Consider the following 26,853-nt stretch of genomic DNA (forward strand, 5'->3'; position numbering starts at 1 on the left):
GCGTTCAAATCTATTAACGTCTTAACATACCTTTATCGATAATAAACTCGATAATGGTTTCTAAGCCGACTTTTTTCTTTAAGTTAGTAAACACATAGGGCTTTACTGGGCGCATTCTTGCGGTATCGGCTTCCATCACTTCTAATGAGGCGCCGACATAGGGGGCAAGGTCAATTTTGTTAATCACCAATAAATCGGAATGGGTGATCCCCGGGCCGCCTTTACGTGGGATTTTTTCGCCTTCTGCAACATCGATAACATAAATAGTTAAGTCTGCCAGCTCTGGGCTAAATGTCGCGCTGAGGTTATCACCGCCGCTTTCCACAAACACGATATCAAGGTTTTTATGGCGCATGGCTAACTCTTCAACTGCCGCTAAATTCATTGATGCATCTTCACGAATAGCGGTATGAGGGCAGCCACCAGTTTCAACACCAATAATGCGATCTGCATCTAATGCTTCGGCACGGGTTAAAATTTTGGCATCTTCTTGGGTGTAAATATCATTAGTGACAACGGCAATTTGGTAAGTGTCGCGCATGGCTTTACATAACACTTCTAATAATGCGGTTTTTCCTGAGCCGACTGGCCCACCGACACCAATTCTTAAGGGTTGATTATATTCTTGCATAGCATTTTTCTCATGAACGAAAAAGTCGTGTGTATTGGGTTTCATGCCGACTACTGGCAATAATTTGTGCAGGTGTAAAACTGCCAATATCGTCTATTGGCCAGATTGCCGATTGCGTAACCACTTCGGGTATGCGCTCAGCAAGGGTAAATAAAATATTTTGCCCTGCGCTTTGCCCTAAAGGGATAAGCTTAACACCGGACATCACCGTGTTTTCTAGCCAACCCCATGCATACGCGGTGCACAATTTTTCAACGTCAATCTGCCAATTTACTGCGGCGAGAGCGAAAGCCATTAGCTGGGTTTGTTTCACGCAGGTTTGCAGGTTAGCATCCAGTTCAATACCTAGCTGAGGAAGTAGTCGGGCAAAAGCAATTCCTCGTTGCCGTTCTTCTTGACGCAATTCTTTGGTTTCACGGCTGGCAATCATAAATTCACACCAATATTTCACCGCTTCAATATCACCAAGGGAAAGGGAAGTATGAATTTGCCGTAAAACAGGGAGTTCCAATGTCGCAATCGCATGGGTCATTTGTGCGGTTAGCCAGCCAGCAAGGGTATCAGGTGTCGTTACCCAGCCTTTTTCAATCGCCCATTCTAGGCCTTGTGAATAGGTAAATGACCCAACAGGTAAAGAAGGGCTAACTAACTGGTATAAGCGTAGATCTGCTAACATAGGCAAACTCCCTGAACCCGATTAGTGGTGGTGATCATCGTGGCCGTGATGGTGGTGATGACCACCTGATGAGCCGCCATAGGCCCCTGGTTCTGGTTGGTATTTTTCTAAACCAACACTGACGGTAGCGCCTAATCCACGGGCCATATCATCTAGCACATGGTCATGAAAATAACGGCACCAGCCCGCTTCAATTTGCAATGGAACATGGCGGTTACCTAAGTGATAGCAAACGCGAGCAAGCAACAGAGCGTCATCACTGTAAACCGTAGAAACTTGCTCTTTCGCGGCTTCGATGGTGACTAACTCGCCGTCTTCAGTGGATAAAACATCGCCTTCCTTCAGGATGGTTCCGCGCGGCAAAAATAGCCCCGCTTCTTGCCCATCGCTTAAAGTGACTTTTAAACGGCTTTTGGTGCGCTCATCCATGGTTAAGCACAGGGTTAACGCGGTTGGTGAATGCGGTTGTGGAGCAACCACTTTAATAAATTTTTTCATTCTCAGGCTCTTTTAATTAGGGGTCAGAATAAAAAGTAACGTTGTGCCATCGGTAACTCAGTCGCTGGTTCACACACTAGTGGGATGCCATCGGCTTTGACAATATAAGTTTGTGGGTCAAGTTCGATGTGCGGCACATAACTGTTGTGAACCATTGAGGTTTTGCTAATGTTTCGACAGCCTTCAACCCGGCCAATTTTGCTCTGTAGGCCTAATTTTTCAGGAACACCTGCTTCAATACCGGCTTTTGACATAAAAATCATCGAGGTATGGTATTTTGCTTTACCTAACGCCCCAAACATCGGGCGGTAATGTACTGGCTGTGGCGTCGGGATTGCCGCGTTAATATCGCCCATTGGCGCATAGGCGACCATTCCCCCTTTCATGATAAGGGCGGGTTTGATACCAAAAAATGCAGGGTCCCATAACACGATATCAGCTAATTTGCCGATTTCTACCGAACCGACTTCATGGGCGATACCGTGGGCGATAGCGGGGTTAATGGTATATTTCGCCACATAGCGTTTGATACGGTTATTGTCGCTATCGAGAGTGTCGCCTTCTAACGTCCCACGCTGTAATTTCATTTTATGAGCGCATTGCCAAGTACGAGTAATCACTTCGCCAACGCGTCCCATGGCTTGTGAGTCTGAAGACATCACAGAAATTGCACCCATATCGTGCAAAATATCCTCCGCAGCAATGGTTTCACGGCGAATTCGAGACTCAGCAAAAGCCACATCTTCTGGAATCGATGGGTCTAAGTGGTGGCAAACCATTAGCATATCCAAGTGCTCATCAACGGTATTGATGGTGTATGGCATCGTTGGATTGGTCGACGCTGGCAGAATATTCGGTTCCCCAACGGATTTGATGACGTCAGGGGCATGGCCACCGCCAGCACCTTCAGTATGGAATACGTGGATCACTCGCCCTGCAATAGCTTTCACGGTTTCTTCATAAAAACCACCTTCATTTAGCGTATCTGAATGGATAGCCACTTGCACATCCATTTCATCGGCCACATTCAAGCAGTTGTGAATAGCCATTGGGGTAGCGCCCCAGTCTTCGTGAATTTTTAAGCCTATTGCGCCCGCTTCGATCTGTTCGCGAATCGCTTCGGGCTGACTGACACAGCCTTTACCAAATAGCCCGACGTTGATCGGCAGTTCATCAACGGCTTCTAACATGCGGTACATATTCCAAATACCGGGGGTGACGGTCGTGGCATTAGTACCCGCCACAGGGCCAGTTCCACCGCCTATAAAGGTGGTAACACCGGAAACCAGACCTTCTTCTGCCTGTTGTGGGCAAATAAAATGAATGTGAGTATCAACGCCACCCGCGGTGATAATTTTACCTTCACCAGCAACCACTTCTGTGCCGGGGCCGATAACGATATCAACATTGGGTTGAACATCGGGGTTGCCTGCTTTACCAATCCCCGCAATACGGCCGTTTTTAATTCCGATATCCGCTTTAACAATGCCCCAGTGGTCTAAAATAATGGCATTAGTGATTAACACATCGACACACTGGTCACTGGTGACTTGGCTTTGACCCATGCCGTCACGAATAACTTTACCGCCACCAAATTTGACCTCTTCACCATAGGTGGTGAAATCTTTTTCGATCTCTAGAAATAATTCTGTATCAGCTAAGCGCAAGCGGTCACCGGTTGTGGGACCAAACATATCCGCATACGCTTGACGAGAGATTGTTTTCATTATTAATTCTCACTCTCTAACTTGCCCATGACTTTGCCATGGAAACCATAAATTTCTCGTTTGCCACTAAAAGCGACGAGCTCAACAGTACGACTTTGTCCAGGTTCAAAACGCACCGCCATACCCGCTGGGATATTCAAACGAAAACCCAGTGTGCCTACGCGCTCAAATTTTAGGGCGTCGTTGACTTCATAAAAATGATAGTGAGAGCCAATTTGAATCGGGCGGTCACCATGGTTGGCAACTTGTATTGTTTGGGTTTCTCGACCTGCATTGAGTTCGATATCGCCTAAAGCGTGGTTGACTTTAATTTCACCGGGGATCATGTTGTTACCTATACAATCGGGTCGTGAATAGAAACCAGTTTTGTACCATCAGGAAATGTACATTCCACTTGAATGTCTTTGATCATTTCTGGCACGCCTTCCATTACCTGCTCTGCGGTTAACACGGTTCGGCCTTCGCTCATTAATTGGGCAACCGTCTTGCCATCACGGGCGCCTTCCATAATCGCACAACTGATCAATGCGACCGCCTCAGGGTAATTGAGCTTTAATCCACGGGCTAAACGCCTTTCAGCAACGAGGCCTGCCGTAAAAAGCAATAATTTATCTTTTTCTCTGGGGGTTAATTCCATTTTTTGCTCCTAAAAAACGTTTAAGTTGCCCAAATACGCGGCGGATCAGGGTAATAACCTAACCAGTATTGTCTTGTTGCCTGCCAAATATGGGCGAAGCAAGCCATCATGGGCTCGGTTTGAGAACCTAATAACCGCAATACTAAAATACCGTCTACATCAGTCAGTCCATACTCAAGCGGCCTCACTTCCGTAGAGAAAAACACGGCCAAACTCTCGTGAAGTTCAGCTTTTAATTCATCGCTGGCGGGGTAGATATACAAGGAACCTACCATAGGAAATTCACGCATGACGGCTGACTGTTTTTGTGAACCCTCGATAAATATGGATTCTGCCAAGGTGAGTTTGTCATCAATATAAAACTGCAAGCGGCCCCGAATATCACCGTTGTCGAATTGCTCGTTTAATACGGGTCGGCCTAAACATTGGATTTCCCAGCCGATAAATTTTGATGAACTTGCGATTCGAACATGAGTCTCTAAGCGAACTTGAGCCTCAGGGAAAAAAATATTTTCTTGAGGTAACCATTCTAAGAACCCATTGGGCGCGACGGTTAAGCTTTGTAGTTGTCGTGCAACGCCGCCCGCACTACGATAAAATTTTGTTGCACCAGGCGTGGTCAATAACGCATGGGCATGTGGTTGAACATCAATATTGATAAGGAGTTTATCCCCCCCGACAACGCCACCGGGTGGATGAAGTAAATACGTGTGTGCAATTCCTTGCTCGGGGTAGAATGGCCGCTGAACCATTAAAGGGCCGATATGTTGTTTGTCCGTTAAGCGGGTGACGCCACGTTTTAGTTCATATCGTAAAAAAATTTCAGCTAACCAGCCTGATCCTGAAAAATCAGACATACTTTCTCCTGCAACTCAGTCAACTAAAAATACGCGAACATGTTTAGCTATACCCCAGCAAAAATTGGGTATTTATGATGTAAAAGCTAATGCAAGTAGGGTAGGGTGTGAGTGAATACCAAAATCATTATTATTATGCAGTGTTGTTGGCTGCATGTGTCTGCCGCGCGATTCTACACCTTATATCGAAAATTGCCTTTCAATTAAACAGCATTTTATTTAGAAAATATAACAACCATCAAAATAACAGTAAAAAATGAGCGTATATCTATATTGCGATTTCAGCGTAACGGGACTATATTCTCATCCGCACTGATATGGGGTTGATATGCTTTTGCTACGTGGCTTTATATCTATTCAACAATCCCTTTTCTTGGGAAGTCATTCTGACATTAACTGCAGTTTATAGAGATTATGGAATATAAATTCTTTCTTTCGGAAAGCCAAATGGTGTTAAAAGCGTTTTATATTGAAAACGCGATGATAGCCATGTTAACTGGCGCGAAAGGAAATGTCGTGATCAACGGTCAATCCATTGAAATTGAAACCGATGTCACCTTAATTATTCCTAAATATAGCCAAGTTTCTTGCAATATTGTGTGTAACACCGTGAATCAGCCGCTTGAATTACACACCTTGTCGATGTCAGAAGAAGAATTACAATCGGTATTTTTATTACTAAAAACATTGATGAAGTCGGGTGCGCCACTGACTAGCCACCAACCCATTTACCATGTTTCTCCCCCTGAAACGGTGAGAGATAACTTTAGTTTATTAAAACAATGCTTACCATTAAAAAAACAGAGTGAATCCCAAGAAGCATTGTTAATGAAACAGAGCCTATATTTTATTTTAATGGCGGTATATCAAGAGGGTATCGATATTCTTAACCTGTTTCGTTTTAATTATGATGAACCGAAAAACCAAGCAATTACCCATTTGATAACCCAAGAACCGCAAAAAAAATGGCATTTAGACGATGTCGCGAAAGCGTTATTTACGACACCTTCAACTTTGCGTCGCCATTTGAACCGTGAAGGGGTGTCATTTCGTCAATTACTGCTAGATGTTCGAATGGGAATGGCGTTGAATTATTTAACATTTTCGAATTATTCTGTTTTTCAAATTAGTCATCGTTGCGGTTTTGGCAGTAATGCCTATTTTTGCGATGTCTTTAAGCGAAAATACAATATGACGCCTTCTCAATTTCGGTTGCAATCAAGGCAGTCGAACGACCCGAATTTTATTACCAATTTGTCCTTGCACTCTAACCCAATTGAATTTGACAAAGAAATTGATGAGTAGTTGTTAAGGTAAGTCAAATAACGGCTTAATTTTGACGGTTTCTCGAATAAATTCGCTGTTCTATTGATGTAGCGCCTAGCAATCAGGGCGTTAAATTTAATATAACTCATATTGGTTACTCTACACATAGTGAATATCTCACCAATAGCGACATTAATGAAAATAACGTCATTAATTATATGAAATAAAAAATAAAATCTGTCTATAGAGGGATGTATGATTAAAAATATCGTTGCCGCAATGTGCTTTATGGGGCTCACACTGCAAGCACAGGCGGCAGAACCGGCTCAATCACAAACTTTACGTTTAGCGATTGGCTCAGAGCCAACTGAGGGTTTTGACCCCATGCTCGGGTGGAGCCACGGCAGCTACCTACTGTTGCATAGCCCATTACTGAAACAAAAAGCTGACCTTTCATGGCATAGCTATATGCTTGAAAGTTATCAACATAATGCAGATGGTAAACAGTGGACACTCAAGCTAAAAAAAGGCTTAAAATTTTCCGATGGCTCACCGTTAACGGCAAAAGATGTCGTATTTACCTATAACAATGCTGCGGCAAGTGGCGGTAAGGTGGACATGGGGAATTTTGCCAAAGCAGAGGAAATTGACCCACTCACCGTAAAAATCACGTTATCTTCCCCACAAAGTACCTTTATTAATGTACTTGGTTCGTTAGGGATTGTTTGTGCTGATAAATATGATGCGAAAACCTATGCACATAACCCAATTGGCGCAGGCCCTTATCGTTTAGTTGCATTCCAGCCGGGGCAGCAACTGATTGTCGAGCAAAATCCGTATTATGCAGGGCCAAAAAATGACTTTGGTAAAATGGTCTTTGTTTTCCTTGATGAAGATGCGGCCTTTGCGGCGGCACAAAGCAATCAACTGGAAATTGTTCGTATCCCTGCTGCGGTAGCGGCGAATGCTAATGATGTGAAAAACATGAAATTGGTTGAGCGCTATAGCGTGGAAAACCGCGGCATTTCTTTCCCAATTCCACCTGCCGGTGAGAAAGATGCTCAAGGTAACCCTATCGGTAACGACATCACTTCAGATGTTGCTGTCCGTAAAGCCATTAACTATGCTCTTGACCGTAAACTATTGGCGGAATCTGTGTTGGAAGGCTTTGCCGTACCGGCTTATACCGGCGTTGCAGGGCTGCCATGGAATAGCCCAGACTCCGCTTTTAAAGATGGTGATCTTGAAAAAGCGAAATCCATTTTAGAAGATGCGGGATGGAAGCTGAATAAAGAGGGCTTACGTGAGAAAAATGGCAAAGTGGCAAAACTGACATTATGGTATGCCAGTGGTGATACCACACGTCGTGACCTTGCGCAGGCAATCCGTTCAAGCTTAAAACCGATTGGTATCGAGATGGATTTAAAATCGGGGAGCTGGGAAACCGTTGAGCTACACATGCATGCTAACCCAACACTTTTTGGTTGGGGAAGCTTAGACCCGATGGAAATTGTCCATAATTACAGTAGCAAAGCAGCAGGTGTTGGCTTTTATAACCCTGGTTATTATAAAAATGCAGCCGTTGATGAGCTAATCGAAAAAGCGTTAGCACAAGCTGACCAAGACGCGGCGATTCCGTTATGGCAGCAAGTAGATTGGAACGGTAGCACGGGTGTTGGTATTAAAGGTGATGCTCCATGGGCTTGGTTGATGAACCTACAACATATTTATTTACTGAATAATTGTGTTGATTTAGGTACCAGTGCTCCTGAAATTCACGGATCTTGGTCGGTGTTAAATAATGTCGATGAATGGGCGTGGACCTGTCAGTAATGCGAACCGCACTTGGGCTTTTATTGCGATTTTTTGGTTTATTAACCGTAACGGCAGCGGGGATTTTTATCCTGCTGAGTTACTCGCCTATCGACCCAATAAAAGCCTATATTGGCAATGACTTACTGCACGTGCCTCCTGAGCAATATGCGCTAATTGCTGCGCGATGGGGGCTTGATCAGCCTTTATGGGTACAGTTCTGGCGTTGGTTTTCACAAGTATTACAGGGGGATTTGGGCTATTCCATGCTCTATAATACCCCTGTAATTCAAGTGATTGCAGACCGCCTTGTGCCTTCTTTAGCATTGCTTATTTGTGCTTGGTTGTTTTCTGGTATTGTGGGTTTTGCGCTAGGGTTAGTCGCTGGGCGTTATTTAAACCGCTGGCCAGACAAACTTATCTCAACATTATGCTATTTACTTGCTTCAATTCCTGTTTTTTGGGTCGGTTTGCTGTTGCTGTCTTTGTTCGCGGTGACATTACAATGGGCTCCAATATGCTGCGCTTGGCCGATAGGCTTGGATGAGCAAACGGCAACTTTTTCACAGAAACTTCATCACCTAATTTTGCCTGTAATTGCGTTGGGTATGCTAGGCGTGGGTAATATCGCATTGCATACACGAGCCAAAGTTGTTGAGGTGATGAGCAGTGAATTTATTCATTACGCACGGGCTCAAGGGGATAATGGCTGGTCAATGATGGGTTTCCACGTGTTGAAACATGCCATCACCCCCGCAATTTGTTTGCAGTTTGCTTCTGTAGGTGAATTATTGAGTGGGGCATTGCTAGCTGAAAAAGTATTTGCCTATCCAGGCTTAGGTCAGGCAACGATAGATGCGGGGCTACGTGGAGATATTCCCTTGTTGATGGGGATCGTCATGTTATGCGCTGCGCTAATATTTTTAAGCAATACGGTAGCAGACAGCCTGCTAAAAAAAGTGAATAAGGGAGTGATGAGAGGATCATGACCTATAACCCTAATCGCGCCTTATTTAAGTTAGTTTTCTCATTACTTTTATTGGTCATCGTTAGTATTTATGCGTTTGGCCTCCCCCTTAATGATATTGAAATGAATTTACTCGATAGGCGCTTGCCACCTTCGTGGGCGCATCTATTTGGTACAGATAATTTAGGGCGTGATTTATTTGCCAGAACCTTTCAAGGTGTGGCAACAAGTTTGCAAATTGGCCTTATGGCTGCCATTACCAGTGGTTTCATTGCTCTTGTCATGGCGGGGTTATCTTCAATAAGCAAAGTTATGGACTACGTGGTGCGTGGCATTATTGATGCTATGTTGGCATTGCCGCATCTTTTATTACTGGTATTGATTTGTTTTACGCTGGGTGGTGGAAAAATGGGGGTGATTTGGGCCGTTGCACTGACACATTGGCCAAAATTAGCCTTAATTTTACGTTCGGAGTTACAACGAGTTAGTCAGTCAGATTACATTATGTTATCTCAACGTATTGGTAACAGTGCGTTTTATCGTTGGCGTTATCATTATTTACCCATGATTTTGCCGCAATGGATGGTAGGAACGTTGTTAATGTTTCCCCATGCGGTTTTACACAGTGCGGCATTAAGTTTCTTAGGTTTTGGTTTGTCGCCCCATGAACCCTCACTGGGTATTTTATTATCTGATGCATTGCGCTACCTCAGCACAGGTGCTTGGTGGCTGGTGGTTTTCCCAGGCGTTGCATTAGTCGGATTAGTGTTATTATTTGACCAATTTGCTAAGGCCTTGCAGCAGCTATGGTTGAAGGGGGGCGTATGTTGAGTCTTGATAATCTCACCGTAGATGTCGCGCAGTTTCGTTGGTTAGGGCGTAAACGTTGGGCTCCGTTACTACAAGGAATTTCCTTAGATATTCAGCCCGGTGAGATGGTTGCACTCGTAGGTGGGAGCGGGGAAGGTAAGAGCTTGTTATTACAGAGTGTTTTGGGGTTACTTCCCCATAATATGCGCTGTCGTGGCGGTATTCACCTTAATGGTAAAAGGCTGACGGAACAAAACAAAGCTCAGCACCGTGGTAATGCATTATGCTATATTCCTCAAGGGGTTAGCGCGCTTAATCCGCTAATTCGTATCGGCCCACAATTAGAACGTGCCGCAGTGTTAAGTGGGCAGCATATTAAAATGCACGATGTTGCACGGCACTTACAGCAATATAATTTGCAAAGCTCACTAGTGGATAGCTACCCAAACCAGTTATCCGGTGGAATGGCAAAACGGGTACTCGCCAGCAGTGCGACACTTTCCCGCGCACAATATATTTTAGCGGATGAAATTTCATCATGGTTGGATGACGACCATGCGATGCAACTGCTCGAAAATATAAAATCACTGTGTCACGTTGGCCGAGGTGTTTTATGGGTCACCCATGATTTATCCATGGCTGTGCGTTTTGCTGACCGCATCGCCTTATTACGTAACGGAGAGTTGGAAGAAGTGCTAAGCAGCCAACAACTGCAACAAGGCGGTGGTGGAAAATGGCTACAATCGTTGTGGAATGCGTTACCTGAACATCAATTTATGGCAAGTAAATGAGTATTACTGAACCTATTTTACAAGTAAATAATTTATGTATTGATCAAGGTGGGCAACGGCTGTGGGATGACTTTAGTTTGTCACTGGCTAGAGGTGAACGCCTTGGAATATCTGCGCCCAGTGGTTTTGGTAAAACTACGTTAGGCCGAGTGTTAGCTCAGTGGCAAAAAGCATCCCAAGGAACCATTCTATTTGACGGCCAACCATTGCCTCGACATGGTTATTGTCCGGTTCAATTAGTCCCTCAGCATCCAGAGAAAAGTTTTAACCCATACCGTAAGGTCGGTGCGAGTGTATTTGATGCTTGGCAGCCAGACTCTCACTGGTTAGCGTATTTTTCGATTAAACCTGCATGGCTAGAAAGGCTTCCCAGTGAGTTATCCGGTGGTGAGCTTGCTCGTATCGCCTTATTGCGAGCACTTGACCCGCGAACGAAAATTTTGATTGCTGATGAAATCACCGCACAGTTAGACGCCAATTTGCAAAAAGAGATTTGGCAGTTGTTAGTGAGATTATCGGAAGAGCGGCCACTGGCGATGATTATTTTTAGCCATAACAAAGCGTTATTAGAAAAAGTGTGTAGCCGCGTTTTTAGCCCAGATAAATAAAAGGTTATGTTATGCCATCGGTTATGACGGCATAACTATAATTCAATTATTCAGTAATTTGGGCCAGTTTATCAATTTCTTTTAATAAATCATTGACATTCGGGCGATAGCCAATCCCATCGTTAACACCTTCCGTATAGGTCGATTTTCTTATCAGTTCGCGCATTCCCCAAGCAGATAAAATAATTTGATGTTGTTTAGCATAGCCTTGAAGTAATGCTAATGCGCCTGCACACAAAGGAGTCGCACTAGATGTACCTGAGTAATCTTTTGTGTAATTGCGTTCATTACCGGGGTATTTTTGTAGTGAGCCATACCCTGTGGTTGTAACACTCCAATCTCCCCATGAATTAATTAATGAACTTTTTTGATTGTAATTAGAAAAATAAGCACGACTTCCAGTCTGATTATTACACGCGCCAACTAACATACTGCCATTATCACCGAAATCAGTCATAACTCCGGGTTCACTTAAATCTAACCCACCATTACCGGCTGCCAATATAACCGTTGCACCTTTGTCGACCATAATTTTGATTCTTTCCCACCAATTACGCACAGCTGTGGCAGGAAGTAATTTTTCGCCAAAAGAAAATTGAATGTCTAAGCTTACAATATCACCAGGCTGGGCATCATTAGTAAGTTGATCGAGATCATCAGTATCATAGAAATAAAATTGACAATTGTGTGCAATGCCAGTTACACCAAATGCATTTTTAGTGGCAATAATACAGCCTGTTGATGCGGTACCATGATTACAATCTTGGGTTTCAGGGCGGCTACTAACGACGATCAGATTTGAATTTTTGAGATCTTCATGGTTTTTGTAAACACCAAAGTCTAAATGGCGTACTACGGCTTGCGAACCATCAATGTTTTTTTCCCATGCGTTTCTCACATTCATACCCATTGGTGCATCTAAATATTTTTGTAAATAAGTGAAATTAGGGGTTATCTCATTGCTACTGGTGTCTTCTTCTAGAACTTGACTATTTAAAGGGAGTTTTGGCGGAAGATAGCCGGTCGTGTCAGGACAAATACAGCAATAGCTGACATAATCTAATTGTTCAATCTTTTGTGATAGTTCAAGTAAACGATCAAAATTATCTTCTCCATAAAGGTTTAGGTATTCATATTGTTTAACAGAGGATTCAATATTTGATTTGATTAATATTAATTTTGAATTCATTAGTTCATTTGGTAATATATCCATAATCAAATGCGAACTTTTTATTTCAGATTTAATTTCTAAAAAATATTTATTAATTCCATCTATTTTATGATTTATTGTTTTTGATTTGGATTCTTTTTTAATATTTTGCTTGGTTTTCTGTTGGGTGAAGTAATAGCTAGCAGGGCTATCAATTAGGTGGTGAATGTTTTTATTGCTATCTATAAATGAAATGGTTACGTGGTAGTTCCCCGATTTACCTACCTTGAAAAGATAATGGTCATTATTAGTTGATATGGTTTCTATATTTTCATTATCTAAAAATAAGCTAATGGTGACTGTTTTTTTGTTTCTATTATCAAAGTTAACGACAATGCCATTTGAATATTTATCGATAAATTTAAAGGTTTTTATATTCATATATTCTCTTTTTATATAACATATATTGATATGCTTTTAATTATTTAAGCATTAAGTTGGGTATGTTATTTAAAAGGGAAATTGTATTTACGACAAGATTGATAATTTAATAGAATTTAATGGAAACTATAATTTTAATATAAATAATAAATTAATTTATTTTGGTTTTGACAAATGTCATAGGGATATCTATACCCATCCTCTATTTTAAATGCCTCAAATGAAAATGATAACCATTACTATTATTGGGGTGAATATATGTCTTATCGTTTAAAACGGCACCAATTGGCGCATTGTATTGCACTCACTTTAGGCATAGGTACTTTGGCGACACCAATTGGGTTCGCTGCACCAGCAGGCACACCAGACAAACTGATCGTCACGTCTTCAACAGGCCAAAGCCGTTTGTCACCGAGTGAACAGCAAGAAAAAGATAAACTTGAAAAAGTAGCTGGTGGAACCAATTTAGTTGTTATCGAAAAAGAAACTCGCCTTGCTACCTTACAAGACGCCTTGGATTACCAGCCTGGGTTGGTTATCCAAAATTTCTTTGGGGGGATTGACCAGCCGCGTTTAAATATTCGCGGCTCTGGCGTGCAAAGTGCACCGCTTGCTCGTGGTGTATTGCTGCTGCAAGATGGCTTACCCGCAACGGATGCAGACGGCAGTTTTCACATCAGTACCTTAGAAATGCGTGATGCGCGGATGGTGAGCGTACGCCGCGGCGCAAATAGCCTTAACCCACAAAGTAACAGCTTGGGCGGTGAATTGGATGTGCTCTCTTACACTGGCCGAAGTGAGCAAGGGCGCCTACGTTATGAGTACGGCTCCCATGGGCGCGAAGGGCTACAAACTGCCTTCGGTGGTGTTTCTGATGATGGGTTATTTGATGGGCGTATTAATTTCACTTATGACCATTTTGATGGTTATCGCAAACACTCTGCTTCCCAACGTAAAACGTTACGCAGCAACTTTGGTTATGTGACTGATAACTTTGAAAACCGAACTTGGCTGAGTTGGACAGATTTGCGCTTTGACGTTGCGGGGCCAGTTTCTGAAGAGGTATTAAATAATAACCCAACAGAGGTGTACCCAATGGTTTGGTTGCGTGATCCTCACCGTAATGTTGAGCAATTCCGAGTGGCTAACCGCTCTGACTGGCAAGTGGATAACCAAGCAATTGGTGCAGGAGTTTGGCACATTCGTACTCATGATAATTTTACTACTCCCGCTTACTACCGGTTTAGCCGCAGCCACAGTGAAGGGCTGCAATTTACCTATAATATTGAAACTGAGCCCGTGACATATCGTACAGCTCTTGCATGGGACCAAATGACCTTGCAGACTGAATTAATGCAAAATCGTAAAGGGACACCCGCAGATAAAACAAAAATAGGTAAATATGATGGCCGAGCTGAAAACCTCTACGGCAGTGTTGGGGTAGACTTACATATTACGCCAACAGTGACCGTTAATTTAGATGTGAAAGGCACACATGCGCGCCGTGATGTAGAAAAACGACAGAGTCATTTGTCGTTAGACCAAAGTTGGACATTTTGGACACCAAAAGCGGGAGTGATTTGGCGACCAACGGAAAGCCAGCGTTACTTTGCTAATATCAGTGCGAGTGAAGAACCTGCAACATTTTGGGAAATTATTAACTCCAGCAATGGAAAATTGACGAAACTCTCACCACAAAAAGCCATTACTTATGAAATTGGGGGAGAAGGCGATGTCACCGATGGGTTGAAATGGAGCCTTGCGCTGTACCGTAGCCAAATTAAAGATGAGTATATTACCACTTATGACAGTGCAGGAACTGTCGTTGGTGTGTTTAATTATGCCGCGAAAACTCGCCATCAAGGCTTAGAAGCTGGGCTTACAGGACGTGTTGGCGCAGGTCCGGGGGATATCAATTACCGAGTTTCTTGGACTTATAATGATTTCCGTTTCATGGGCGGTGAATATAATGGCAACTATATCGCGGGTATTCCACGTAATATTGTTGCTGCCGAGGTGTTATATGAAATTGGGGATTGGAGTGTTGGGCCTAATATTCATTGGGCACCTACGGATATGGCAGTTGACCACCAAAACAACCTTGATATTCAAAAACGTAAACATTATGCCGTACTGGGGCTGAAAGGCAGTTATAAGCCAACAGAGCAGTGGTCTGTGTATTTATCGATGGATAATTTAACCGATGAGCGCTATGCAACAACATCGGTTGCCAACCAAACCGTCACAGCAAAAGACAGCACTTTATTCCCCGGTATGGGGTTTAATGTGAATGGTGGCGTAACCTATAATTTCTAATAATAAATAAACGCATTAATATTGGTTAATGCGTGGTTGTTAAAATGGGCGCTGTGCAGAAATAGATAATTGCGTTAAGTAGTTTTCATTATGGATATGCACAGTGTCTTTCTCGATATCAATAAACCCTTTTTGCCGCCACCCTGAAACCAACCGGCTGAGTGTTTCGTAGCGTATGCCTAATTTAGCGGCGAGCTGGCCCCGAGATAAAGGTAAAACAATATCTGAAGTTAGTTGTTTATGTTTTAAATCAAGAATATAAGCAGCCAAGCGTTGTTCAGCAGAACTTGAAGTTAGCCAATCAATATGGTTAATGTTTTCATACAGTTTGCTACTAAAACGCATGAGTAGCTTTTCCATAATTTGTGGGCAGGCATGGCAAAGCCGTAAAATATCACGTTTATCGAGTAGCAAGGCTTCACCGTCGGTTTTTGCCCGTAAACTCATAGGATAGCGGTTATGTGGCATAAAAACGGCTGCGATGGCAACAATTTCCCCTGTGCAAAATAAACCAAAAATTTTTTCCTCGCCCAAATAAGTGTGGCGATACACCTCGATTTGCCCGCTTATCATCAAAGGGCAATGCTTAAATGGTTCTCCTTCATGGTTCAGGATTTCACCACTTTTAAAGCGAATATGGCCACAATTTTCCAGCAGTAATGCCAGTTTTTCATCTTCTATCCCATTAAACAGTAAGCACGATTTTATGGCATTGAGTGATTGTGTATGGGGGAAAACGTTTTTGACAAATGTCATAGGTCATCCTCTTACGCCGTCTTAGAATGGCATAAGTATAAATGATAATCATACACATTATCAATTGAGATCTTAGCAGAGAGCTGAATAACCCTATGATAAATAATGCTTTTAGACTCATCGCCGTTTTTCTGACCTTGTGGGGGATGGGCAACGTATATGCATCACAAGCCGTTGATTTCACAGATATGTCAGGGGATAAAATTCATTTGTCAGCCCCTGCAAAACGTATTGTCGTGATCCCAATCCCTGCCGCTTCGATGTTAGTTGGTATGGATGAAAGCAGTGAAAAATTAGTTGGAATGCATCCTTTTGCAAAGGTTGCTGCGCGAGATGGCATGTTAAGCCAAATGTTTTCTTCTGTTTTACAGGTGAATTCAAATGTCGTAGGTAACAACTTTACACCAAATATTGAAGCATTGCTTAATGTGGAGCCCGATCTGGTATGGCAATGGGGTCATCGAGGGGATGATATTATTTCCCCTATGCGTGATGCAGGGCTGACTGTTGCTACGTTAGATTATGGGCAAGAACGCTATACGCAAGAGTGGGTTCGCCTAATGGGACAAACACTTGGCCACAATGATAAAGCACAGAAGATGATCCAGTGGCGCCAAGAAGTTGTCGATACACTCTCAGCAACTACCGCTGAAATACCAGAAGCGCAGCAGCCTCGTGTTCTGTATCTCTCCCATTTTAACCAGAGTATTCAAACATTTGGCTCAACATCACACAACAACGCGGATTTTGCATTGGCGGGTGGAGTGAGTTTAAACCGCGACCTCACTGGGCCAAGAACGCTCAATATTGAGCAAATTCTTGTTTGGGACCCTGACATTATTCTATTGGGTAATTTCGAAGAGGGGTTATCGCCAGCTGACGTTTATCGCAATCCCATGTTAAGCGAAGTCACTGCAGTGAAAAACCAGCGCGTATATAAGCTTCCTATTGGTGGTTTTATCTGGGATGCACCAAACCAAGAAACACCGCTGTATTGGCAATGGTTATCAATGATTTTTCATCCAGAAACGATGAAAATGCCATTGCGTGAGGAAATTCGCCTGAGATATCAGCAACTTTATGGCTATGACGTGTCTGATGAGCAAATTGACGGCATTTTGCAAATGGAGATGAACAAAAATAGCCAGCACTACATCTCTTTAATGGGGAAACCGCATGCGTAAGCCCCAATATCTTTGGCTCGTTTTCGCCATTTGCCTATTGTTGACGTTTGTTTTGGCACTAAGTTGTGGCCGCTACCCGGTTTCGTTTTCTGCGGTTTGGCATATTCTCTATGACACCATTTTGGGTAACGAGATGATGGGGAACTATAGTCGTACGGAACAAAATGTCGTGTTAAATGTGCGCTTACCACGAGTTCTGATAGCAGGTACAGCAGGGGCTGGGTTGGCGGTTGCGGGGGCGGCTTTGCAAGGCATTTTCCGTAACCCATTAGTTGGGCCGCAAATTATTGGCGTCTCATCTGGAGCCGCATTGGGTGGCGCGCTAGCTATTTTGTTATTTTCTTCTTTGTTGATCACCATTTCATTGGCTTTTGTCGGTGGGTTGTTAGCTATCGTGCTAGTTTTTTTACTCGGCTTGAATCGCCAAGGCAGCCAGCTATTAATGTTAATCCTTGCGGGGGTGATTATTAATGCTTTTTTTGCTGCATTAATTTCGTTAATTACCTATTTTGCAGACCCTAATAATACTTTGCAAACCATTGTTTTTTGGCTTATGGGCAGCTTTGCCAGTGCGTCTTATCTTAAACTTAATATTGTTTTTCCTGTTGTTATGGTCTGTGTTTTAGTCATTTTTGCACTGCGTTTTCGTATCAATGTGCTCTCCTTAGGGGAAGAAAATGCACAAGCCTTAGGGATGAAAATTAATAGAACCCGTTGGGCCGTGTTACTCAGCGTGACTTTGATCACTAGTGCGACAGTGGCGGTATCCGGCACCATCGGCTGGGTAGGGCTGATTGTTCCGCATATTGCACGGCTAGTGGTAGGACATGATCACCGGATATTACTGCCCGCTAGTGCAGTTATTGGTGGGATTTATATGGTAGCTGTCGACACCTTTGCCCGCAGTATGACGAATGCGGAAATTCCATTAAGTGTGATCACCGCACTAATCGGTGCCCCCATTTTTGCACTACTGATCCATACATTAAATAAAAAGGTGGCCGATTTATGATCCAAGTTGAACACCTTAATTTCAAAATTGCACAGCGCCAGTTATTTACGAATTTAACTTTTCAGCAGCCCAAAGGCAGCATTGGCGCGATTTTAGGGCCGAATGGCCGTGGAAAAACCACCTTATTAAAACTCTTGCTCGGTTTACAAAAAGGATCAACAGGCAATATTTCACTAAATGCCCCCGTCGCTTATGTTCCACAGCTTAGTGGTTCACTATTTCATTATTCTGTTCGCACCATGGTGAGTCTCGGGCGTATTCGTCACTTGCCGTGGTATGCCTCACCCAATGAAAAAGATAACCAAATTGTAGAGCGGTGTTTAGCGTACTTAGGCATAAGTAATTTTGCGGACCAACCCTTTAACTGTCTCAGTGGAGGGGAAAAACAAATGGTTATGATTGCGAGAGCATTAGCCAGTGAACCAAAAATTTTGATTCTGGATGAACCGACATCCGCGTTGGATCTTGCCAACCAAGACAGTGTGCTCAGCGTTTTACGTGATTTAGCCATACATCGCGGAATGACCATCTTATTTACGAGTCATTATCCACAGCATGCGCTGCATATCGCTGACTATTCATTATTGCTGTTTAACAGTAGCGGCTGTTTATTTGGTGAAACTGAACAAATTTTAACGGAAGAAAACCTGACACAACTGTACCAATTACCTGTTGCAATTATGCCAATGGACTATCAAGGCCGGCAGACCCAAGGGGTCATTCCGCTATTTAGATAACTGAATGAAAATGATTAAATTAAGGAATATAAACGATGAGCAATAACACAATAACACCCGCAGAAGCGCTGATTATCAATCAGTTAATTAATTATACCGAACAAGGTATTGCAAGCCGTGTATTAGCGAAAAATGGTGGGGGGAATATCACCTTATTTGCTTTTGATAAAGGCCAAGCGCTCTCTGAACACAGCGCCCCTTTTGACGCCATTGTGATGGTTGTTGAAGGGAGTTTACAACTCACCATCGAAGGTAAGCCAGTGACGGCTAAACCTGGGGAAATTGTCAGAATGCCGGCTAATATCCCTCATGCGGTAGATGCACTTGAACCCGCAAAAATGCTGTTAGTTATGTTACGTGAGCCTGAAATGGCTTGTACACACTAACTTGGAGGTGCAAATGGACCAATCATTTACTGCCCATGAAGCAGGGCACAAATTTCTAGCTCGTTTGGGGAAAAAACGCCTACGCCCAGGAGGGAAAGAAGCAACCGAGTGGTTACTTAGCCAATCAGGATTACATAAGAACAGCCAAGTTCTTGAAGTTGCGTGTAATATGGGAACCACAGCTATTGAAATTGCCTCTCAATTTCATTGCCATATTACAGGTATTGATATGGACAAACAGGCGCTTGCACAAGCACAAAAAAACGTTGCGAATAAAGGGTTAACAGAATTAGTGACAATTCAAATGGCAGATGCATCGAAATTACCGTTTGAGGATAACAGTTTTGATGTGGTCATTAATGAAGCCATGCTAACCATGTACGCTGATAAAGCGAAAGCAAAGCTATTGCAGGAGTACTATCGAGTACTAAAGCCAGGCGGATGTTTATTAACCCATGATATTGCATTTAAGGATGCCCAAGCTGTCCAAAATGTCGTTTCTCAAATGCAACAAGCGATTAATGTCAAAGCGCAACCATTACCGGAAACACAGTGGGTGGAATTATTCCAACAAGTGGGCTTTCAGCAAGTGGTATCCCATACTGGCCCAATGACGCTATTATCGCCAAAAGGGTTAATTTACGATGAAGGTGTATTCGGTGCGCTAAAGATTATCCGCAATGCATTGAAGAAAGAAAACCGTCCTCAATTTTTGCGTATGTTCCGTCATTTTCGGCAAAATCGTGGAAAATTGAATTATATTGCAGTCGTTAGCGTGAAGTAACCTATAGGAAGATCTTACGCAGGGATGCGTGATTTGTATTTTTATGTTGAATAACCTTATATTTTATATTGCTAATAATAATAATTCTTATATTTATCTTGATTCTTAGTTACTGTTGATAATAATTATTTGATAAAATAATAAATAGTAATTTAATCATGCATTGTGATTTATTTTTTAGATTCAATAACAGCAATTCTAATAATGTAAAGGTTTAATTTAATGAAAATAAAGCATTTTTTTATTATCTCTCCTTGCTTTTTCCCTTTTATTTCCCCCTCCGTATTTGCCGCTGATAAAAAAGAAGAATCCATAACCGTATCCGCTACACGTGGTTATAAAACCGTTTCAGAAATGGCGCAAACCACATGGGTGATTGATAATGCTGAAATTGAACAGCAAGCTGAAGGTGGAAAAGAGTTAAAAGATATTTTAGCGCAGCTTATTCCAGGAATGAGTGTCAGTGGCCAAGGGCGGACAAACTATGGCATGAATATGCGTGGCCGTTCAATGATTGTGATGGTGGACGGGGTACGCCTTAACTCTTCTCGTAGTGATAGTCGCCAATTAGATTCCATCGATCCTTTTAATATCAATCATATCGAGGTTATTTCAGGTGCAACGGCGATGTACGGCGGTGGCAGTAGTGGTGGCTTGATTAATATCGTGACGAAAAAAGGCCAAGAAGAAAAACAGGTTTCTCTGCAATTAGGTGGAAAAACAGGCTTTAACAATGGTAAAGATCACGATGAAAATGTTGCCGCAGCAGTAAGTGGTGGTAATGAGAACGCTCACGGACGAATTTCTGTTGCTTATCAACGCTATGGCGGTTGGTATGATGGCAAAGGTAATGCGATTAATATTGATAATACCCAAACAGGGCTGCAATTTTCTGATCGTCTTGACGTGATGGCATCAGGTACTATCAAAATCGATGAAAAACAACAGCTTCAAGCCGTTTATCAGCATTATAAAAGTGAGTCTGATGGTAAACACGGCCTCTATTTAGGAAAAGACTTTTCCGCGGTTAAAGGACAAGGTGAAGCTTATAACAGCAGTAAATTAAGCTCTGATCGTTTGCCAGGAACTGAGCGCAATTTGCTCAATTTACAGTATTCAAATGCAGATGTGTTTGGGCAAGATTTTGTTGCTCAAGTTTATTATCGTGATGAATCACAAAAGTTTTATCCCTTCCCAACCTTGACTGGCAAGGATGTTACAAGTATCAGCTCATCGGATCAAAAAACCAATTTTTATGGAACCAAGCTGACATTCAATAGCCAACCTATCGATGAATTAACGTTAACTTATGGTGTGGATGCAGAGCATGAGCAATTTCGTGCGAATCAAATGTTTTTTGATTTAGATAAAGCGAAAGAATCAGGAGGAATGGATTTAACTAAAGCTTTCCAAATCGGCCGCTATCCAAGTTATACCACCACCAATATGGCGACATTTTTACAAAGCAGTTATGACATTACGCCGATGTTCACGTTAAGCGGTGGTGTGCGTTACCAATATACTGAAAATAAAGTGGATGATTTTATTGGTTATGCGCAGCAAGAAGCGATTGCTAATGGTAAAGGTAAATCAGCGGATGCAGTACCGGGTGGGAAAACGGATTACAACAACTTACTGTTTAATGCAGGGCTGCTGGTTAACCTAACTGAAGAGCAACAAACATGGTTTAATTTCTCTCAAGGCTTTGAAATTCCTGATATTGCTAAGTATTACGGAACAGGTGACTATGCGAAGACCCCAGATGCCAATGGCCACTACCATCTCAATAAAAGTGTTAACATTAATGATACCAAGGTAAAAGGAATTAAGGTTAACTCGTTTGAGTTAGGATGGCGTTACACAGGGGAAAACCTGCGCACACAAGTTGCCACCTATTATTCGTTGTCTGATAGAAGTTATGGTATTAATAAAGATGATATGACCATCTATATGAAAACCGATAAACGCCGTATTTATGGGGTTGAAGGCGCGGTGGATTACTTCTTTGCTGATTCAGATTGGAGTGTAGGAAGTAATTTCAATCTACAAAAATCAGAAACTAAAGTGGATGGTAGCTGGGAAAAATGGAGTGTTGACTTCGCGAGCCCGTCAAAAGTGAATGCTTATATTGGTTGGGAACCGAATGATTGGGCACTACGCTTACAAAGCCAACAAACATTCAATTTAACGGATGCGGCAGGTAAGAAACTTGATGGTTATAATACCGTTGATTTATTAGGAAGTTATATGCTGCCAGTGGGTAAAGTCAGCTTTGCAGTGGAAAACCTACTAGATAAAAATTACTCCACAATTTGGGGGCAGCGGGCACAAAGTTTATATAGCCCGAAATACGGAGCTGCAAACCTGTACGATTATAAAGGCCGTGGCCGAACCTTTGCCCTTAATTACAGTGTGACATTTTAATTAATTGAAAATAAGTCACTATGTATTAGTGGCTTATTTCTAGCAGATTATTAGCAATAAAAAGTAATGAGATATTCCATGAAATCATTTCTTATAGGGTTATTTTGCTTGCTCAGTTTTTGGTCGCAGGCAAAAACATCAACGGTGATCACTGACTTACAAGGTCGTGAAGTTACTGTTAATCTTCCCGTCGAAAAATTATTTTTGGTGGATAGCCGTGATATTTTGCCAGTGGATATTGCTGCTGGTAAAGAAGGGATATCACGCATTGCGGGTTGGAGTGATTCGCTTACGCAATACGCACCAGATTTAAAACAAGCTTATTTCAGTGTGTTGCCTGAATTAGGCAAAATACCCACGTTAAAGAAAACACGTGAAGCCGGTCTCCAAGTTGAAAAATTGATCGAGTTAATGCCTGATGTGGTAGTTATGCATAAGGCTAATTATGGTGCGATGCGTGATAGTCAAATTTTACCGCAACTCGAAGCTGCAGGTATCCAAGTCATTTTTATTGATTTTCGAATGGATATTGCGAAAAATACGCCGAAAAGCATTTTATTATTAGGAGAATTATTAGGAACACAAGAAAGAGCGGGGCAGTTTGCAACGCTGTATCAAGAGAAATTAGAGGCCATTGAAAGCCAACTATCTCAGCCATTTCCAACTGTTTTGATTGAAGCAAATGCCGGGCTATTTGCGGATAGTTGCTGTCAGCTTTATGGGCGTTCAGGTTATGGTGTTTTAGCATCCTTGGCAGGTGGAAATAATCTTGTTGCAGATAGCTTTCCTGCAAAAGGGGCTGAAAGCTCCATTGAGAATATTATTACATTAAACCCAGAATTCTATTTACTGACTGGCGCTGATTGGCACAATTTTAATCGTCGCTCGCTCGCAGTAAGCTTAGGATATAATGCAGATAAAGCTAACGTGCAGAAGCAGTTATCGGTATTAATGGATAGGCAAGGGATTTCATCATTAACGGCAGTTAAAGAAAAGCGCGTTATGGCGATTTACCATAATTTTTACAACAATCCGATGAACATATTTGCCATTGAAGCTATGGCTAAATTTATGCATCCAGAGCGATTTAGCGCATTAAATCCAGAACAAAACTTAATTGACTTTCAAAAGCAGTTTACAGAGATCCGAGAAACGGGGGTGTTCTGGGTGAATCTATAAAAATAGGATCGCTAACTTTTTGTCGGGAATAGAAACTAACAAAAAGTTAGGCGGCTAGTTTATCTCTATATAGCTTTCCATTCATTAACAAACTCTCTGAAATCCCTTGTTCTATCTTATCTCCCAGTTTTTTTATAAACTGGGATTATTGCTATGTTAGTCATGGCAACTAAAAATTTGTTAGCTAGAATCAAGATATAGATCACAAATTGCTCAAATCTTGATTGAGTCTCCATTATGATCTAACTAATATTTAGTTAGGCTTAAAATAAGTTTGGTAGAAAATGAAAATTATCCAAGACAACTTTGAAATGTTATTGGCAGTTATGAAAGGGATTGCGGGCCAATTTGGCGACACTTGTGAAGTGGTATTACATGACCATAGTAAAGGGCTAGAAAGCAGTATTGTTGCAATTATTAATGGTCATGTAACGAGGCGAAAGGTGGGAGACCCAAGTAGTAATTTAGGGCTTGAGGTATTGCGCGGCACTGATGTTGATGGCGACAAATACAATTATTTTACCCAAACCAAAGATGGGAAAATGTTGCGTTCAACTTCAATCTATTTACGTGATGAAACTGGCAAAGTTTCTGGGGCACTTTGTATTAATCAAGATATTTCAGAATTTATTGCTGCAGAAAAAGCTATTCAAGGCATTACACAGCGCAATAGCATTGAGCAGGATACGGTTAAGGAAGTTTTTGTCACGGACGTTAATGAAATATTAGATCACCTTATTCAAGAATGTATGCAGGTTATTAAAGTCCCCGTCATCAATATGGGAAAAAAAGAAAAAATGGATGCAATTAAATTCTTTGATGATAGAGGTGCGTTCTTAATCAAAAAAGCAGGTGAGAAAATCTGTGAATTTTTAAATATTTCCAAATATACCCTTTATACCTATTTAGCGGAATTAAAAGGGGAAGACAATAATGAAGAATAAGAGAGGTTTTTATGCCAATAACGCCTTATGTTGCTTTAGATTTACAGCAACTTGAAAAAAATGTCAGAGGCATGACAGGCAAGCTAACACAGCAAGATATTGAACACTGGCCACATATAAAAACGCATAAATCAGTAGAATTAGCAAAATTTGAGATTGCCTGTGGTGCAAAAGGAATTACGTGTGCCACATTGCAAGAAGCGACAGTTATGGCGGAAGGCGGAATTGATCATATTCTACTTGCTTACCCAATGATCGGTGAACAAAAGTGCAAGCAATTTATTGAGTTAGCTAAAAAAATCAGATTAAGAACAATTATTGATAGCCTACAAGGTGCTGAACAATTATCAGCAGCAGCAAAGCAAGAAAACCAAATTATTGAGGTCTATATTGCTGTTGATTATGGTGCTCACCGAGAAGGAATTCAATTAGATGACTTAGAGCCATTTGCACTGGCAATACAAAAATTACCTAATTTGAAAATTATTGGTGTATTTACTTATGCAGGAACAATATATCAATACCGTACAGAGCCTGAAATACGTAAAGCGGCAAAAGCAGAAGCAGAGCTTTTATTATCTTGCCAAAAACGGTTAGAGAAATTGGGTATCGAAGCGCCTCGGACATCTGGCGGCTCAACATTATCTTCATTCTATGCTGATGAATTAAAAGGGATTACAGAGTCACGGGCTGGGAACTTTATTTTTGGCGATATGAATGCTATCTATGGTGGTATTTATACGCCTGAAGATTGCGCTTTAACAATAAGAACAACGGTTGTGAGTATTCCTATTGAGGGGTATGCAACAGTAGATGCAGGGACAAAAACATTAACTTCTGATCAATCCGCAGAACCAGGGTTTGGTTATATAGTGGAAGACCCAAATATAAAACTAGTTAAATTAAATGAAGAGCATGGCTATCTTCGCTATGACCCAAAACAAATTAAATTAAATATTGGTGATGTATTAAATATTATACCGAATCACAGTTGTGTTATTCCTAACTTAACAAACAAAATATATGCATTAAATAATAATGAAATAGACCATATTATTATACCAGACGCACGATATTAAATATCGGAGAATAAAATGTATAAATTAAATGAACAGCAACAACATGAGTTGCTAGAGCTTCTTTGTGCCTTAATTCGGCATAAATCTGAAAACCCACCAGGGGAAGAACAACAAGTTGCTGAATTTATATATCACTACTTTAAACAAGAAAATATTGATGTTGAAATGCAAGAGGTTGCTCCTGGACGTCCAAATGTTATTGCACATTTAAAAGGTTCAGGAAAAGGTAAACATTTATTATTCAACGGTCATATAGATGTTGTGCCTTGTGGTTGTGGTTGGAGCACCGAGCCATTCGACCCAGTGATTAAAGATGGCAAAGTTTTTGGGCGAGGAGCCGCAGATATGAAGTCTGGTGTTGCTGCAATGATGTATGCGGCAACATTATTAAAGCGTAATCAAGATGCATTTTCAGGTAATTTAACATTAGTATTTAATGTGGATGAGGAGAGAATCAATCTTGGCATGCTGCATTACATTAAAGATGGAATTTCTGCAGATTATGCCATTATTGGTGAACCAACGTCTCTTGGTGTTTGTATCGCACATAAAGGCGTTAGCCGTTATAACTTAAGTACTAAAGGCACCGGGGGTCATGCAGCAAAAACTCGTTATCCTGATAGTGCCATTTCTAAGATGGCCAAAATACTACCTGCGATAGAGCAACATCGCACTTCTGTTGAGGAAATTAGTCACCCACTATTAGGAAATGCTTCAATGATTATTACCACCATAAATGGTGGTACAGCTCCGAATATCGTTCCGCAGCATTGTGATATTGAAATAGATAGAAGACTCGTTCCAGGGGAAGAAAAGCAAGAAATAGAGGCGAGATTGCATCAAGCTATTGCGCAATATAATAAAGGTGAAGAGATAGATTATCACTTAGATAATTACTTATTTATTCCCGCTTCAGATATCCCAGCAGATCACGAATTAACTAAAGTTGCATTAGATACAGTGAGCCGTTTTACAGAAAAAACAGCGCAACCAGAAATATTTGAAGCGACATGTGAGGCGCCTTTTTTCTCAGTTACCAGTGAGATCCCTACACTTATTATGGGGCCAGGGGGATTAGCTCAAGCTCATGTTAAAGATGAGTTTGTTGAAATAAAAGAATTATACCTTGCTGCGGAAATTTATTATGACATGGCTAATATCTTGCTCAATAAATAGGAAAA

The 26,853-nt window shown here is 41.7% G+C and carries 26 protein-coding genes; 17 read left to right on the forward strand and 9 right to left on the reverse strand.

What is annotated here, in order from left to right:
- Positions 1 to 13: 13 nt before the first annotated feature.
- The 7 genes from ureG to PR683_RS12705 are packed head-to-tail and all read right to left on the reverse strand — an operon-like array spanning position 14 to position 5,026.
- The gene (gene ureG / locus PR683_RS12675; protein WP_004908472.1) at positions 14 to 631 is read right to left on the reverse strand and encodes an urease accessory protein UreG; all 618 of its coding nucleotides are present in this window, start codon (positions 629 to 631) and stop codon (positions 14 to 16) included.
- Positions 632 to 641: 10 nt separating this feature from the next.
- The gene (locus tag PR683_RS12680; protein WP_109911747.1) at positions 642 to 1,307 is read right to left on the reverse strand and encodes an urease accessory protein UreF; all 666 of its coding nucleotides are present in this window, start codon (positions 1,305 to 1,307) and stop codon (positions 642 to 644) included.
- Between the two features lie 21 nt (positions 1,308 to 1,328).
- The gene (gene ureE, locus PR683_RS12685; protein WP_109911748.1) at positions 1,329 to 1,805 is read right to left on the reverse strand and encodes an urease accessory protein UreE; all 477 of its coding nucleotides are present in this window, start codon (positions 1,803 to 1,805) and stop codon (positions 1,329 to 1,331) included.
- Positions 1,806 to 1,828: 23 nt separating this feature from the next.
- A complete protein-coding gene (gene ureC / locus PR683_RS12690; protein WP_117162539.1) occupies positions 1,829 to 3,532 on the reverse strand; it encodes an urease subunit alpha in 1,704 nt (567 codons plus the stop codon).
- 2 nt (positions 3,533 to 3,534) lie between these two features.
- Positions 3,535 to 3,858 (reverse strand): urease subunit beta, encoded by a 324-nt coding sequence (locus PR683_RS12695; RefSeq protein WP_004908481.1) that lies wholly within the window; start codon positions 3,856 to 3,858, stop codon positions 3,535 to 3,537.
- Positions 3,859 to 3,866: 8 nt separating this feature from the next.
- The gene (locus tag PR683_RS12700) at positions 3,867 to 4,169 is read right to left on the reverse strand and encodes an urease subunit gamma (RefSeq protein WP_004908484.1); all 303 of its coding nucleotides are present in this window, start codon (positions 4,167 to 4,169) and stop codon (positions 3,867 to 3,869) included.
- A gap of 20 nt (positions 4,170 to 4,189) precedes the next feature.
- Positions 4,190 to 5,026: an urease accessory protein UreD gene (locus PR683_RS12705; RefSeq protein ID WP_117162538.1), complete on the reverse strand. Its 837-nt coding sequence runs from the start codon at positions 5,024 to 5,026 to the stop codon at positions 4,190 to 4,192.
- Positions 5,027 to 5,473: 447 nt separating this feature from the next.
- Between PR683_RS12705 and PR683_RS12710 the strand changes: the two genes are divergently transcribed.
- From PR683_RS12710 to PR683_RS12735, 6 genes are all read left to right on the forward strand, one after another.
- A complete protein-coding gene (locus tag PR683_RS12710) occupies positions 5,474 to 6,331 on the forward strand; it encodes an AraC family transcriptional regulator (RefSeq protein ID WP_004908486.1) in 858 nt (285 codons plus the stop codon).
- A gap of 240 nt (positions 6,332 to 6,571) precedes the next feature.
- Positions 6,572 to 8,125, forward strand: a complete 1,554-nt coding sequence (locus PR683_RS12715; protein ID WP_272581818.1) for an ABC transporter substrate-binding protein — start codon at positions 6,572 to 6,574, stop codon at positions 8,123 to 8,125.
- Positions 8,125 to 9,093 carry an ABC transporter permease gene (locus PR683_RS12720; RefSeq protein WP_123382280.1) on the forward strand — a complete coding sequence of 323 codons (969 nt, stop codon included), beginning with the start codon at positions 8,125 to 8,127 and terminating at the stop codon, positions 9,091 to 9,093. The genes PR683_RS12715 and PR683_RS12720 overlap by 1 nt, the downstream gene beginning before the upstream one ends.
- On the forward strand, positions 9,090 to 9,902 hold the full coding sequence (locus tag PR683_RS12725; RefSeq protein WP_210850331.1) for an ABC transporter permease: 813 nt from the start codon (positions 9,090 to 9,092) through the stop codon (positions 9,900 to 9,902). The genes PR683_RS12720 and PR683_RS12725 overlap by 4 nt, the downstream gene beginning before the upstream one ends.
- Positions 9,896 to 10,672, forward strand: coding sequence for an ATP-binding cassette domain-containing protein (locus PR683_RS12730; RefSeq protein ID WP_004908500.1), 777 nt, complete (start codon positions 9,896 to 9,898; stop codon positions 10,670 to 10,672). The genes PR683_RS12725 and PR683_RS12730 overlap by 7 nt, the downstream gene beginning before the upstream one ends.
- Positions 10,673 to 10,686: 14 nt before the next feature.
- Positions 10,687 to 11,280: an ATP-binding cassette domain-containing protein gene (locus tag PR683_RS12735; RefSeq protein WP_272520417.1), complete on the forward strand. Its 594-nt coding sequence runs from the start codon at positions 10,687 to 10,689 to the stop codon at positions 11,278 to 11,280.
- A gap of 46 nt (positions 11,281 to 11,326) precedes the next feature.
- Here the strand turns inward: PR683_RS12735 and PR683_RS12740 are convergent, their stop codons facing one another.
- Complete coding sequence (locus PR683_RS12740; protein WP_272571405.1) at positions 11,327 to 12,871, reverse strand: S8 family serine peptidase; 1,545 nt, start codon at positions 12,869 to 12,871, stop codon at positions 11,327 to 11,329.
- 258 nt (positions 12,872 to 13,129) lie between these two features.
- On the opposite strand from PR683_RS12740, the gene PR683_RS12745 reads away from it, so the two are divergent.
- Positions 13,130 to 15,187: a TonB-dependent receptor family protein gene (locus tag PR683_RS12745; RefSeq protein WP_109911755.1), complete on the forward strand. Its 2,058-nt coding sequence runs from the start codon at positions 13,130 to 13,132 to the stop codon at positions 15,185 to 15,187.
- A gap of 39 nt (positions 15,188 to 15,226) precedes the next feature.
- Here PR683_RS12745 and PR683_RS12750 read toward each other — a convergent pair whose 3' ends face one another.
- Positions 15,227 to 15,943 (reverse strand): Crp/Fnr family transcriptional regulator, encoded by a 717-nt coding sequence (locus PR683_RS12750; protein WP_109911756.1) that lies wholly within the window; start codon positions 15,941 to 15,943, stop codon positions 15,227 to 15,229.
- A 95-nt stretch (positions 15,944 to 16,038) separates the two neighbouring features.
- Here PR683_RS12750 and PR683_RS12755 point away from each other — a divergent pair, with 95 nt between their 5' ends.
- The 10 genes from PR683_RS12755 to PR683_RS12800 all read left to right on the forward strand — a co-directional run bounded on the left by PR683_RS12755 (position 16,039) and on the right by PR683_RS12800 (position 26,848).
- Complete coding sequence (locus tag PR683_RS12755; RefSeq protein WP_109911757.1) at positions 16,039 to 17,127, forward strand: ABC transporter substrate-binding protein; 1,089 nt, start codon at positions 16,039 to 16,041, stop codon at positions 17,125 to 17,127.
- Positions 17,120 to 18,139, forward strand: a complete 1,020-nt coding sequence (locus PR683_RS12760; RefSeq protein ID WP_109911758.1) for a FecCD family ABC transporter permease — start codon at positions 17,120 to 17,122, stop codon at positions 18,137 to 18,139. Before PR683_RS12755 ends, PR683_RS12760 begins: the two co-directional genes overlap by 8 nt.
- Positions 18,136 to 18,876, forward strand: coding sequence for an ABC transporter ATP-binding protein (locus tag PR683_RS12765; RefSeq protein WP_109911759.1), 741 nt, complete (start codon positions 18,136 to 18,138; stop codon positions 18,874 to 18,876). Before PR683_RS12760 ends, PR683_RS12765 begins: the two co-directional genes overlap by 4 nt.
- 35 nt (positions 18,877 to 18,911) lie before the next feature.
- Positions 18,912 to 19,262, forward strand: coding sequence for a cupin domain-containing protein (locus tag PR683_RS12770; RefSeq protein WP_004908515.1), 351 nt, complete (start codon positions 18,912 to 18,914; stop codon positions 19,260 to 19,262).
- A 13-nt stretch (positions 19,263 to 19,275) separates the two neighbouring features.
- On the forward strand, positions 19,276 to 20,046 hold the full coding sequence (locus PR683_RS12775) for a class I SAM-dependent methyltransferase (RefSeq protein ID WP_109911760.1): 771 nt from the start codon (positions 19,276 to 19,278) through the stop codon (positions 20,044 to 20,046).
- Positions 20,047 to 20,268: 222 nt separating this feature from the next.
- Positions 20,269 to 22,470 carry a TonB-dependent siderophore receptor gene (locus PR683_RS12780; RefSeq protein WP_109911761.1) on the forward strand — a complete coding sequence of 734 codons (2,202 nt, stop codon included), beginning with the start codon at positions 20,269 to 20,271 and terminating at the stop codon, positions 22,468 to 22,470.
- 78 nt (positions 22,471 to 22,548) lie between these two features.
- A complete protein-coding gene (locus tag PR683_RS12785) occupies positions 22,549 to 23,649 on the forward strand; it encodes an ABC transporter substrate-binding protein (RefSeq protein ID WP_004908526.1) in 1,101 nt (366 codons plus the stop codon).
- Positions 23,650 to 23,933: 284 nt separating this feature from the next.
- Positions 23,934 to 24,593, forward strand: coding sequence for a helix-turn-helix transcriptional regulator (locus tag PR683_RS12790; protein ID WP_164529114.1), 660 nt, complete (start codon positions 23,934 to 23,936; stop codon positions 24,591 to 24,593).
- Positions 24,594 to 24,604: 11 nt separating this feature from the next.
- On the forward strand, positions 24,605 to 25,672 hold the full coding sequence (locus PR683_RS12795; RefSeq protein ID WP_117162533.1) for an alanine racemase: 1,068 nt from the start codon (positions 24,605 to 24,607) through the stop codon (positions 25,670 to 25,672).
- Between the two features lie 15 nt (positions 25,673 to 25,687).
- A complete protein-coding gene (locus PR683_RS12800) occupies positions 25,688 to 26,848 on the forward strand; it encodes a M20 family metallopeptidase (protein ID WP_272513208.1) in 1,161 nt (386 codons plus the stop codon).
- The last annotated feature ends 5 nt before the right edge of the window (positions 26,849 to 26,853 follow it).

Source organism: Providencia sp. PROV269, from assembly GCF_028477785.1.
Taxonomy (GTDB): domain Bacteria; phylum Pseudomonadota; class Gammaproteobacteria; order Enterobacterales; family Enterobacteriaceae; genus Providencia; species Providencia rettgeri.